Annotated in this window: 9 protein-coding genes; 4 read left to right on the top strand and 5 right to left on the bottom strand. The window is 77.1% G+C overall.

Translation table 11 applies throughout. The features are described from left to right. Window positions 1-251 precede the first annotated feature (251 nt). Entirely contained in the window at window positions 252-1,037 is a 786-nt protein-coding gene (locus ACFV0G_RS08855; protein ID WP_380543916.1) for a crotonase/enoyl-CoA hydratase family protein, read from the top strand. A 113-nt stretch (window positions 1,038-1,150) separates the two neighbouring features. After that, entirely contained in the window at window positions 1,151-1,612 is a 462-nt protein-coding gene (locus tag ACFV0G_RS08850; RefSeq protein WP_380543913.1) for a hypothetical protein, read from the top strand. Window positions 1,613-1,651: 39 nt separating this feature from the next. Here ACFV0G_RS08850 and ACFV0G_RS08845 read toward each other — a convergent pair whose 3' ends face one another. The 3 genes from ACFV0G_RS08845 to ACFV0G_RS08835 form a co-directional block, all read right to left on the bottom strand. Further along, window positions 1,652-6,787: a tetratricopeptide repeat protein gene (locus ACFV0G_RS08845; protein ID WP_380543910.1), complete on the bottom strand. Its 5,136-nt coding sequence runs from the start codon at window positions 6,785-6,787 to the stop codon at window positions 1,652-1,654. Between the two features lie 185 nt (window positions 6,788-6,972). Then, a complete protein-coding gene (locus ACFV0G_RS08840) occupies window positions 6,973-8,097 on the bottom strand; it encodes an NADH:flavin oxidoreductase (RefSeq protein WP_380543907.1) in 1,125 nt (374 codons plus the stop codon). 163 nt (window positions 8,098-8,260) lie between these two features. After that, window positions 8,261-8,851 carry a TetR/AcrR family transcriptional regulator gene (locus ACFV0G_RS08835; protein WP_380543904.1) on the bottom strand — a complete coding sequence of 197 codons (591 nt, stop codon included), beginning with the start codon at window positions 8,849-8,851 and terminating at the stop codon, window positions 8,261-8,263. 95 nt (window positions 8,852-8,946) lie between these two features. Here ACFV0G_RS08835 and ACFV0G_RS08830 point away from each other — a divergent pair, with 95 nt between their 5' ends. Next, on the top strand, window positions 8,947-9,450 hold the full coding sequence (locus tag ACFV0G_RS08830) for an FBP domain-containing protein (RefSeq protein ID WP_380543901.1): 504 nt from the start codon (window positions 8,947-8,949) through the stop codon (window positions 9,448-9,450). On the opposite strand, the gene ACFV0G_RS08825 is transcribed toward ACFV0G_RS08830, so the two are convergent. Beyond that, window positions 9,374-10,309, bottom strand: a complete 936-nt coding sequence (locus tag ACFV0G_RS08825) for an oxygenase MpaB family protein (protein WP_380543898.1) — start codon at window positions 10,307-10,309, stop codon at window positions 9,374-9,376. The two genes, ACFV0G_RS08830 and ACFV0G_RS08825, sit on opposite strands and share 77 nt — an antisense overlap. Before the next feature lie 35 nt (window positions 10,310-10,344). Continuing rightward, the gene (locus ACFV0G_RS08820) at window positions 10,345-10,779 is read right to left on the bottom strand and encodes an SRPBCC family protein (RefSeq protein ID WP_380543895.1); all 435 of its coding nucleotides are present in this window, start codon (window positions 10,777-10,779) and stop codon (window positions 10,345-10,347) included. Between the two features lie 210 nt (window positions 10,780-10,989). Here ACFV0G_RS08820 and ACFV0G_RS08815 point away from each other — a divergent pair, with 210 nt between their 5' ends. Continuing rightward, entirely contained in the window at window positions 10,990-11,412 is a 423-nt protein-coding gene (locus tag ACFV0G_RS08815; RefSeq protein WP_380543892.1) for a hypothetical protein, read from the top strand. The last annotated feature ends 108 nt before the right edge of the window (window positions 11,413-11,520 follow it).

Below are 11,520 nucleotides of genomic sequence, written 5' to 3'. Positions count from 1 at the left end.
GTGCTTTGGGCGACGCTCGGGGAAGCGCGGTCGGCCGGCCCGCGCGCGCCGCCGCGAGCCCGCCGGCGCACCTGTCACCCGCCGGGCCGGCGGCGCGTGGTGTGGACGGGCCGGGGCGCCCGGGCTATCGTCCCCGCCATGTCAGCCGCAGATCCGGCGCGCCGCGGCGCGTCCCGCCCCGTCCGATCCGCGCAACCGGCCCGTGCCGCGGGGCCCCTGGGGGTTCCGGGCTGCCGAGGGGCGGCGGGGCGGTGACCGGGCGGCCGGCCGTGCGGGTCGAGCGGGACGGGCCGGTGTTCACCGTCGTGCTCAGCCGGCCCGGGGTGCGCAATGCGGTCGACGGGCCGACCGCGGCCCTGCTGGCCGAGGCCTTCCGGGAGTTCGACGCCGATCCAAAGGCGGCCGTCGCGGTGCTCTGGGGCGAGGGCGGCACGTTCTGCGCGGGAGCCGACCTGAAGGCCGTCGGGACCCCGCGCGGCAACCGGGTGACCCCCGACGGGGACGGCCCGATGGGCCCCACCCGGATGGAGCTCGGCAAGCCCGTGATCGCCGCCGTCGCCGGCCACGCGGTGGCCGGCGGGCTCGAACTCGCTCTCTGGTGCGACCTGCGGGTGGTCGAGGAGGACGCGGTGTTCGGCGTGTTCTGCCGCCGCTGGGGCGTGCCGCTGATCGACGGCGGCACTGTGCGGCTGCCGCGGCTGATCGGCGAGAGCCGGGCGATGGACCTGATCCTCACCGGGCGGCCGGTACCGGCCGAGGAGGCGTTCCGGATCGGGCTGGCCAACCGCCTGGTGCCGCCCGGCGGTTCGCGGGCGGCTGCCGAGAGCCTGGCCCGCGAACTGGCCGCCTTCCCCCAACTGTGCCTGCGCAGCGACCGGTTGTCGGTGCGGGAGCAGCACGGCCTGGACGGGGCGGCGGCGCTGGCCGCCGAGCACCGGCACGGCACGGTGCCACTGGCCGCCGGGGAGACCCAGGTCGGGGCGGACCGCTTCGCCGCGGGCGCCGGCCGGCACGGGTCGTTCGGCGAACCCCGGTAGCGGCCCGGCACCGGCCGGCTTCCCGATTCCGGTCCGCGAGCGGCCGCCGGCGGCTAGATTCCGGACATTCGGGGACCCGGAGTTCCTTCGCCCTCAGCGTTCGGAGGCAGTGCATGACCGGAGTGGAAGTTGCCGCGGCCATGGTGTTCGCGTGGGCGGTCCGCAAGGCCAGGCGGGTCGGCGGCAAGGCGGACGGCATCGTGGACGACACCATCGAGGAGCTCGGCAACCGCGCCCACGACTCCGTGATGGGGCGGCTGCGCGGGCGCGCCGCCGTCGAGGCGGCGCAGGCCGAGGCGGAGCAGGCGCTGCCCGTCCTGGCACCGGAGGTCCGCACGGGCCTGGAGCGTGCGATAGCCGAGGCGCTGGAGGCCGATCCCGCGCTTCAGGCCGCCCTGGACCAACTCGCGGACGCGGTACGGCAGGCGCGGGGCGGTGCTCCGCTGGCGTCGGTGGCGAACGTGTCGGTGCGCCGCGACACGTACTCGAACGACACCACGCACACCACCAACAACTTCCACGACAAGGCCGTGGTGAGCAGCGGCGCCAACGCGGAGGTCAACGTCACCTTCTGAACCGCCCGGGCCGGCCGGCCCGCGCCGGAGCGGTCCGGCTCAGCACGCACCGGCGAGCCGGGCCGCCTCGACGTACTCCGGGTGCTGCTCGCCGAGGGCGGCGGCGAGTGCGGCCAGCGCCGGGCCCGCCTGCTCGCCCGCCGCCGGGTCGCCCGCTGCGGCGACCAGGCTGATATGCCGGAGCATCAGCGCGTCCGGGTGGTCCGCGCCGATGGTGTCGGCCACGGCGGCGAGCCCGGGTGCCGCGAGGGCGGCCACCTCGTCCGGGTGTCCGGCGGCGAGCGCGATCCGGGCCAGGACCGTGCACGCCTGCACGGCGGTCGGGTGCCCCGGGGCGCCGGCGGCCAGCGCGGTGGACCACAGGGGTCCGGCGACTTCGGCCGCCTCCGCGGGGTGTCCGTCGGCGAGCAGGGCGTCGGCGAGGTCGGCGGCGATCCGCCGGCACAGGGGGTGCTCGGCGCCGAGCACCGCGAGCGCGTCCCGGTGCGCCCTCCGCGCGTGCCCGACCGCCTCGGTGGTGCGCCCGGCCCGGCGGCAGCTGGCGGAGAGGTTGCCCCGGGCCCAGATGGTGTCCGGGTCCTGCACTCCGTTGACGCGTTCGCGCCGGGCGAGCACGTCCTCCTCGGCCGGGATGGCCAGTTCGGGGAGGCCGGCGCGCGAGCGCATGCCGGCCAGGTTGCCGGTCAGCACCAGGACCCGCGGGTCGTCGGGCCCGAGCGCGGCCAGGCGGGCCGCCTGGACGGGCTCCAACAGCGTTGCGGCCGCCGCGAACCGGCCGGCCCGATGGGTGGCTGCGGCCAGATCGGCGCGGGCGGACCGGCTGTCGGGGTGGTCCGGCCCCCACAGCCGCTCGTGGATGTCGAGCAGTTCCTGCTGGAGCGCCAGCGCCTCGGCGGTCCGGCCGAGCCGCCCGAGCAGCGTCGCGCAGTTGGTGCGGGCGGTGAGGGTGTCCCGGCTCTCCGGACCGATCCGCTCGGTGCGTTCCGCCGCGACCTGCTGCATCAGCGCCAGGCCCTCGGCGGTCCGGCCCGCCTCGTCGTGGGCGAGCGCGAGGCTGAGGCGGAAGGAGGAGCGGACCGCGGCGTCCATGGCGGCCGCGTCGGCCCGCGCCGTCACGTCCTCGAGTTCCGCCAGCGCCTCGGTGTGCCGGCCGGACGAGCCCAGTTCGCGGGCTCGGGCGCAGCGGCTCTCCAGGACGGACAGGTGGTCGGGGCCGAGGAGGCGGGCTCCGAGTTCCGCGTTGCGGGCGTGCAGGTCCGCGGCGGTCCGGCTGTCGCCGAGGGCCGACAGGCTGTGGGCGAGGTTGTTACGGGCCAGCGCGGTGTCGGGGTGGCCCGGGCCCAGGGCCGCTTCGCGCACCGCGAGGACGCTCCGCTCCAGGGCGACCGCCTCGTCCACCCGGTCCGCGTCCCACAGGTACGCCGCCAGGTTGATCTCGGCCGTGAGGGTGTCCGGGTGTTCCGGCCCGAGCAGTTCCCGCCGTGCCTCGGCCACCTCGCGGCCGAGCGCGAGGGCCTCGTCGAACTGCCCGGCGGACCGCAGCGAGCCGGAGAGGTTGGCCTTCGCGCCGAGCGTGTCCGGGTGGCCGGGGCCGTACATCTGCGTGAGGCGGGCGAGCACGTCCCGGCCGAGCTCGATCGCCTCGGCCGTGCGGCCGCACCCGGCCAGTCCGACCGCCAGGTTTCCGCGCGCGTTGAGCGTGGCGGGCGCCTGCGGACCGTGCACCCGCGCGCAGGTCTCGGCGATCGCCTCGGTCACCGCGGTCGACTGCTCGACCAGCCCGGCCGCGTAGAGGGCGGCACCGAGGTTGACCGCGGCCGCGAGGCTCTGCGGGTGCTCCTCCCCGTACCGCCCCACGGTGCCCGTCAGGGTCTCGTGCGCGAGCCCGACCGCCCTGCCGAAGTCCCCCGCTGCGACGAGCAGGTTGCCCATGTCGCTCCGGGCGAGCAGGACCGCCGGATGGTCGGGGCCGAAGGCCGACTCGGCGTCGGCCAGCAGGTCTGCCTGGACGGCGACCGCCTCGGCCGAACGGCCGGCCTCGGCCAGGCGGCGGGCCAGCCCGGTGCGCAGCGACAGCACCGTGGGGTGGGCGGGCGGGCCGGTCAGTGCCGCCCGGTCCGCCAGTGCCCGGGCCAGTTCGAGGGCCTCGTCGTGCCGGCCGAGCCTGGAGAGGCTGTCGGTGAGGTTCGCCCGGGCGGTCAGGGTGATCGGGTGGTCCTCGCCGAGCACCTCGGCCGCGTCGGCGGCGACCGCACGGACCTCGTCCACGGCCTGTGCGGTGTGCCCGCTGTTCTGCAGGGCGACTGCCGCGTTGATGCGGCTGTTCAGCGTGCTGGGGTGGGTGAGGCCGAGCGTGCCCGCCTGGATCTCCAGCACGGCGCGGTTCTCGTCGAGGCTGTCGCGGGTGCGGCCGATGTGCGCCCACGCGACCGCGAGGGTCTGCCGGGCGGTCAGGGTGGCGGGGTGCTCGGGGCCCAGTAGGGCCGAACGCAGGCGGACCACGTCGGCCAGCTCGGTGGCGGCCTCGGCGTCGCGGCCCTGCCTCGACCGGACCACGGCGAGATTGTGCCGCGCCGTCAGGGTCTCCGGGTGCTCCTCGCCGCGCTGCGCCGCGCAGGCGTCACGCACCTCGCCCAGCATCGCCTCCGCCTCGGCCAGTCGGCCGTCGACCTCGCGGGCCGCGGCGAGATCGGCCCGCGAGGCGAGCGTCTCCGGGTGGGTCGGGCCCAGGACCCTCGCCCGCAGCGCCGTGGTGCGTTCCAGCACCGGCAGTGCCTCGCGGTGCCGTCCGGCGGAGGTCAGCGCGGCGGCGAGCACGGCGGCGCACTGCAGCGCGGTCGGGTGCTCCTCCCCCACGGAGGCGACGGCGGTCGTGAGCGCGACCGCCGCTGCCGTGGCCGCCTGCGCGGGGCGTCCGACCGCGACCAGGGCCAGGGCGGCGACCGTCCGGGCGCTCAGCGTCGCCGCGTGCTCGTCGCCGAGGGCGGCGGCCAGGGCCTCGGCGGAGGCGGTCGCCCGCTCGAACGCCTCGTCACCGCGCCCGCTGCGTACGGCGGTCACCGCCACGGCGAGCCGCGCCCCGGCCGTCTCCGGGTGCTCGGGGCCGTGCAGCAGCTCGCGGCGTTTCAGGAGTTGAAGTGCCGCCTCGTGAGCGGCGCGTGCGTCCCCGGTCCGCATGAACCGGGTGATCAGCACCGCCCCCTCCACCCGCAGGTCTCCGTCTCCGCCGAGTCCCCCGGAGACGCCCGACCGGTCCAGGACCGCCTGCTCGTGCTCGGCAGCCGCCTCCGGGCGGCCGCAGAGCCGTTCGGCCTCCGCCGCGGCCAGCCGGGCCGCCAGCGCCACCCTGCTGCCCGGACCGAGCCGCGAGTCCGTGTCGTCGACCAGGCCGCCCGCCAGCGCCGCGGCCGTTTCGTAGCGGCCGGCCGCGAGGTGGGCCCGGACGGCGACCAGCCGCGCGGACAGGGCGGACTCCGAGGCCGCACCCGTCGTGCGCAGCGCACGCTCGGCGGCCTCCCGGGCGAGGGCCAGGCCGCCCGCGTGGTCGCCGGTGGCGACCAGGGTCTCGGCCCGGCCCCACAGGGCGGCGACCGTCTCCGGCGCGTCCGGGCCCAGCAGGCGTTCGGCGGTGGCGGCGTGGTCGGCCCAGATGCCGACCGCGTCGTGGAGCAGCCCTGCGGCGGCCGCACTGCGGGCGTAGCGGGTGAGCAGGCGGGGGCCGTCGGGCGCCGCGTACAGCCGATCGCCGAGGTTGCCGTGCAGGCGCCGCGCGTTGGCCCGCAGGGTGTCCTCCAGCTCGGCGTCCGTGTAGTCGTGCTCGGGCCAGAGGTCGATCAGGGCGGTGGCCGCACAGGCGGCCCAGGTGGCGAGCTCCGCGGGGGTGAGGGTGTCGCGGGCCGCGCGGGCGGTCAGGGCGTGCAGCTGCACGGCCCGGGGCTCGGCCCGCCGGCTGTGCGTGAGCAGCCCGTACTCGTGCAGGACGCGCAGCGCCGCGTCGCCGATGCCGCGCCGGCCGGCCCCCGGGTCGTCCTCCGCCCCCTGGCCGGTCAGCAGGTCCCGTACCACCGGCGCCTGCCAGAGGCGTTCGGGGTGCCCGACCGGGTCGTAGCAGGCTGCGAGCCGCAGGGCCGGGCCTGCGGCGCCCTTGGGGCGTCGGCGCTGCGCCGCTTCCAGGGAGAGCAGGAGCGCTGCGGTGAGGCCGAGCCCGCCCGCCCCGGGGTCGGGGGTGAGCAGGTCGTCCAGCGTGCGGGCTCGTTCGCGCAGGTCGGCCAGGTAATCGTCGGCGGTCAGTTCGCCGGCGACCATGGCCGCCGCGGCGCAGCCGAGGGCGAGCGGGAGGTGCCCGAGCTCCTCGGCGAGTTCGGAGAGCCGGGGGGAGTGCTCGTCCTCGGCCAGGTAGGCCACCTCGGAGGCGAGGATCCGCTCGCGCAGGAAGGCCAGCGACTCGGCCGGATCGAAGGTCCCGACCGGTACGACGGCGCCCAGCAGGCGGCCGGTGGAGGCGCCGCGCAGCCGGGTGGTCGCGATGACCCGGCGGTCGGCGGCGGTGCTGTGCGGCAGCCGGTCGGCGAGCAGGGCGGGGTCGGCGAGGTTGTCCAGGACGACGAGGGCGGAGGGGCCGGGGGTGCGGAACCACTCCAGGAACGCCTCGGCCTGCCCGTCGAGGTCGCGGTCCCGGAGGTGGGGCAGGAGCAGCCGCTGCGCGGCCCTGGCGTACGAGGCGGTGAGGGAGGGGCCGTCGGTGGCGTCCGCCCAGAGCACGAACCGGCCGGCGCCGGTGTCCAGGGCCCGGTGCACGTGGGCCGCGACCAGCTGGGACTTGCCGACTCCGCCGGGCCCGCTGAGCAGCACGGAGCGGTGTTCGGCCAGGGCGTCGGCCAGCTGCTGCCCGACGGCCGTGCGCGGCTGGGCCGCCGCGTCCGGAGCGGGTACCGGCCCGACGGTGAGCGGCCAGCTGACCTCGGCGCGCGGCGTCACGTTGACCGTGGCGCGGTGGCCGGTCACGTACACCGTCTCGCCGTGGAAGTTGACGGTGTGCGGGGCGGGAGTGCGGGCGGACAGGTCGTCCGGCCCGAGCACGCGCAGCCCCAGGGCCAGTTCGCCCAGGGTGGCCCGGCGTTCGGTCTGCGCCGGCGCCGTCCGCTCGTCCGCCGGTGGATCCGTGCTGTCGCTCACCTGCTGACCCCCGCCCTCCGTCCGGCGGGCCGGGCGGCGCGCCACGGCCGGCCGCGTGCGGTCCGCCGCCGCCGGCGTGACCAGTGTGGCCACTGGAGCCGTCCCGCGCCGGAAAACCCGGAAGTACCCGCACGGGGCCGCACGCGCGGGGCCCACCCGGCCCGGGAGCGCGGGCGCGGGCCGGGTCAGACCAGGCTGGCCAGCGCCGAGCCGTCGTAGGCGACGAGCTCGTCGAAGCGGCCGGCGAGGACCTTGGCGGCCCACTCCGGGTCCTGGAGGAGGGCACGGCCGACGGCGACCAGGTCGAACTCGTCGCGCGCCAGGCGGTCGAGCAGGTTGTCGATGGCCTTGACCGGGGCGCCCTCGCCCTGGAAGGCCTTGATGAAGTCGCCGTCGAGGCCGATCGAGCCGACGGTGATGGACGGCTTGCCGGTGAGCTTGCGCGCCCAGCCGGCGAGGTTCAGGTCGGAGCCCTCGAACTCCGGCAGCCAGTAGCGCCGGGTGGAGGCGTGGAAGGCGTCCACGCCGGCGGCGACCAGCGGGGAGAGCACGGCCTCCAGCTCGTCGGGCGTCCCGGCGAGCCGGGCGTCGTACGCGTCCGCCTTCCACTGCGAGAAGCGGAAGATCACCGGGAACGCCGGGGAGACCGCCGCGCGCACCGCGGCCACGATCTCCGCCGCGAAGCGTGTCCGCGCGACCGGGTCGCCGCCGTAGGCGTCGGTGCGGCGGTTGGTGCCCGCCCACAGGAACTGGTCGATCAGATAGCCGTGGGCGCCGTGGAGTTCCACCCCGTCGAAGCCGGCCCGCTCGGCCGCCGCGGCGGCCTCGGCGAACGCCGCGACCACATCGTCCAGGTCCTGCTGCGTCATCGCCTGCCCGCGGCCCTCGACGCCGTCGGTGCCGATGCCGGAGGGGCCGACGGCCGGGGCGTCCGCGTACGGCGGCTGGCCCGCCCGGCGCGCCATCCCGACGTGCCACAGCTGCGGGACGATGGTGCCGCCCGCCGCGTGCACGCCCTTGGCGACCTCCGCCCAGCCGGCCAGCTGCTCCTCGCCGTGGAAGCGCGGCACCCGGTCGCTCGACCCGGCCGACGCGTGGCCGACGTACGTGCCCTCGGTGATGATCAGGCCGACGCCGGCGGCCGCCCGGCGGGAGTAGTACGCCACCACGTCCTCGCCCGGGACGCCACCCGGGGAGAACTGACGGGTCATCGGCGCCATGGCGATGCGGTTCGGCACGGTCAGGCCGTTCAGCTCGACGGGCCGGGAGAGCGCCTGGACGGCGTCGGTGAGGGACTCGGCTGCGGTCATGGTCGTGGAATCTCCTTGCGGCGCGCCGCGCGTAACGGCGCCCGGCTGGTGTGTGCACGTGCATCGATCGGACGCCGTGTTCAGCTCCGCCGGGCCGCTCCGCATTCCTTCCGGCCCCACCCGTTCGTGTGATACACGCCACGCACCGGGCCGCCCGCGGGGTTCAGGGCGCCGGGTCCGGGCCGGCCGTGCGGGGCCAGTTCTCCAGGACGAGGTGCAGGGCCGCCAGGCCGCGCTCGAAGGACTCGGCCACCGGGCGGGGGTGGTCGAAGCCGCCGGAGGACTCCAGGGCGGCGAAGCCGTGGAAGGCGCTGCGCACCAGGCGGACGGCGTCGGTGAGGTCGGGCTCGGCGAGGCCGTAGCCGTGGAAGACGGCATAGGTGGTGTCGAGGATCCGCCGGTAGGCGGGCGCGTCGGCGAGCAGCTCGGGGTCGATCCGCAACCGGGTGGCCTCGTAGCGGCCGGGGTGCGCGACGGCGAACTCCCGGTAGGCGCGGCCGAAGGCGGTCAGCGCCTCGCCGCGGGACCGGCCGGCGACCGCGGCGGTGAGGCGGTCGGCGAAGTCCGCGACGGAGAGCAGCGCGACCCGGGTGCGCAGGTCCTGCAGGTTGCGGACGTGCGAGTACAGGCTGGCGTCCTTCACCCCGAAGCCGCGGGCGAGCGCGGACACCGTGACGTTCTCGAACCCGACCTCGTCGGCGAGTTCCGCCGCCGCCAGGACGACCCGCTCGGCCGTCAGACCCGCCCGCGCCATCCGCGCCCACCTCCGCGGTGCGGCTCTCCCGCACCAGAACCTAGAGCCATTAGTCGATTGCCTAGGATACACAGGCACGGTTAGAGTCCCCAGCCATGAGAGCTCTGACCGAATCCGACATCCGCAGCTCGTTCGCCAACTGCTCCAAGGGGGAGGCCAAGCGCCTGCCCGTCCCCCGCGACCTCGCCGAACTCCCCTGGGACGATCTGGACTTCCTCGGCTGGCGAGATCCTGGGGCGCCCGACCGCAGTTATCTGGTGGTGGAACGCGAGGGCGGCCTCACCGGCGTGGCGTTCCGGTTCCCCGGCCGGCAGCGCGACTTCCTGCACCGCAGCATGTGCTCGCTCTGCCTCACCACCCACGCCGGCAGCGGCGTCTCGCTGCTGACCGCCCGCAAGGCCGGCGCGGCCGGCCGGCAGGGCAACTCGGCCGGGCTGTACATGTGCACCGACCTGGCCTGTTCGCTCTACGTGCGCGGGCTGCGCACCCCCGCGGCGGGCGGCACCAGGATCACCGAGTCGCTCACCGTGGAGCAGCAGGCGGAGCGTCTGCTGGCGAATCTGCACGCGTTCCTGGACCGGCTGTTCGCGCCGGAGTGAGGTCCGGTGCGGCGGGGCCGTACCGGCGCCGCGCCTCGACCAGGTGCGGGCCCTCCCACCAGGAGCGCGGCACCCGCAGCAGGGCGGCGCGCAGCGCCCGGGCCTCCAGGGTCGCGGTGCGGTCGGTGAGCCGCCAGCCCGGCAGGCCGTACATCCGGCGGGCCCAGGGCGGGAGCAGCGCCATCGCCAGGCCCATCAGCCCGCCCCAGGCGGGCAAGGCGGGGGCGGCCAGGACGGCGCGGCCGTGCAGCGGCGGGACGAAGGCCAGCCGGACGGCCTCCCGGGCGGCCGGGGTGACCTGCAGCTCGGGCCTGGTCCGGGTGACGTAGGCGTCGAGTGCGCGGCGTGAGTCGGGCACCGGGACGTCCGGCGGCACGCCGACCAGCCGGGCCACCGCGACCTGTTCCCGCAGGTAGGCGTCGGCCCGGGCGCCGCTCACCGCCAGTCCGGCGCGGCGGGCGACGTCGAGGAAGGACCCGACCTCGGTGGCGTGCACCCAGACCAGCAGGTCGGGGTCGTCGGCCCGGTACGGCCGCCCGGTGGCCGGGTCGGTGCCGCGGACGTGCTCGTGCACCCGGCGCACCCGGCCGACGGCCTCCCGGACCTCCTCGCCGGTGCCGTAGGTGACGGCGCCGATGAAGAACGCGGTGCGGTAGAGCCGCCCCCACGGGTCCTCGCGGAACGCCGAGTGCTGGGCGACCCCGGCCATGGCGAGCGGGTGCAGCGCCTGGAGCAGCAGGGCGCGCAGGCCGCCCAGCAGCAGGGACGGGTCCGCGTGGACCTCCCAGGACGCCGATCCGGGGCCGAACAGGCCCTCGTCGGGGACCCGGAGGCCGTACGGCAGGCCGCCATCGGCCATGCGGCACCTCCGATCGCTCGCGGACCCGGCGGCCGTCACTGCCCGGCGAGGGCCTCCGGCAGCCGGACCGCGACCCGGTCGGCGAGCCGTTCGAACTCGGCGCGCAGGAACGGGGCGGCCAGCCTCGCCAGGCCCTTGAACTCCAGGGTCGCACGGTAGTCCACCACGGTGGTGGCCCCGGTGGCCGCGGTGAGGCCGATGTCGTCGGTCGCGGTGACCGTGCGATTGGCGCCGACGAACACCAGTCGGCCGCTCTCCAGCCGGTCCAGGCGGTAGTCGAGCTCGGTGGTGCGGCCGCGGAAGCGGGAGACGTTGTGCCAGCGGGCGCCGGGCGCCACCGGGCCGTCGCCGACCCGGGTGCAGCGCACGGTGCCCGGGTCCCACTCCTCGGTACGGGAGAAGTCCGCGAGGTAGCGCGCCACCTCGTCGAGCGGGCGTGCCACCGTGATGGTCCTGCGTACCTCGATCATGCCGTCGTCCTCTCCGTCCGTCCGCGTCCGCCACGGACCGTTCGGAGCCGGCCGGGCGGCGGTTTGGGTGGGAGCGGAAGGGGCGCCGGCGGACGATCACGCGGGACGGGCGTGTGCGGGCGCGCCGCGCGGGCAGGCGGGCGGCGGGGAGGCCGCCCGGTGTCCCCGGGCGGCCGGCCGGCCGCCGCCGCAGCGCCGAGGGAGCCCGTCATGACCCGTCCCGTGCCGCCCCACCTGTCCGCCGCGGAGCTGGCCTCCGAAGCCTCCGAGCTGATCCGCTCCGCCGGCCTCGCCACCCGGGACGGCGGCCGGCCCGGCCTGCTGCACCCGGCGGACGCCGCCGAGGCGGTCGGCGCGCTGGCCGGCCTGACCGCGCACCTGCCCGAACTGCTCGACCAGCTGGCCTCGTTCCTCAGCAGCGAGCAGGCGGCCGGCCGGATCGGCCCCGGCACGGCGGTGGCCGACAGCGGCTTCGACGCCGTCCGGGCGGCCCGGGACGCCCGGGAGCAGCTGTACGAGGCGGGCCGGACGGCGGCGCTGCTGTCGGCGACGGTCTCGGCCGCGGCGGCCGTGCTGGCGCCGCTGGGCGCGGCCCGGGCGAGCGGCGGCCCGGCGGCCTCGCCGCACGTGTGACGGCCCGGCCTCGGCCGCCCCCGCCCCGGGGGGCCCCGCCACGGGTCACCGCCGGGGGATGATCTGCCCGCCCGGGTTGGCGTGGCTGTACACGCCGCAGTCGCGGAC

Origin of the sequence: Kitasatospora sp. NPDC059571 (assembly GCF_042735675.1) — a bacterium.
Taxonomy (GTDB): Bacteria; Actinomycetota; Actinomycetes; order Streptomycetales; family Streptomycetaceae; genus Kitasatospora.
The sequence above is the reverse complement of the archived record's forward strand: the minus strand, read 5'-3'. Positions and strand labels throughout refer to the sequence as shown.

Coding starts and splice junctions, on each gene's coding strand:
- ACFV0G_RS08850 (WP_380543913.1), top strand. CDS start 1,151: ATGACCGGAGTGGAAGTTGCCGCGGCCATGGTGTTCGCGTGGGCGGTC.
- ACFV0G_RS08840 (WP_380543907.1), bottom strand. CDS start 8,097: ATGACCGCAGCCGAGTCCCTCACCGACGCCGTCCAGGCGCTCTCCCGG.
- ACFV0G_RS08835 (WP_380543904.1), bottom strand. CDS start 8,851: ATGGCGCGGGCGGGTCTGACGGCCGAGCGGGTCGTCCTGGCGGCGGCG.
- ACFV0G_RS08830 (WP_380543901.1), top strand. CDS start 8,947: ATGAGAGCTCTGACCGAATCCGACATCCGCAGCTCGTTCGCCAACTGC.
- ACFV0G_RS08825 (WP_380543898.1), bottom strand. CDS start 10,309: ATGGCCGATGGCGGCCTGCCGTACGGCCTCCGGGTCCCCGACGAGGGC.
- ACFV0G_RS08820 (WP_380543895.1), bottom strand. CDS start 10,779: ATGATCGAGGTACGCAGGACCATCACGGTGGCACGCCCGCTCGACGAG.
- ACFV0G_RS08815 (WP_380543892.1), top strand. CDS start 10,990: ATGACCCGTCCCGTGCCGCCCCACCTGTCCGCCGCGGAGCTGGCCTCC.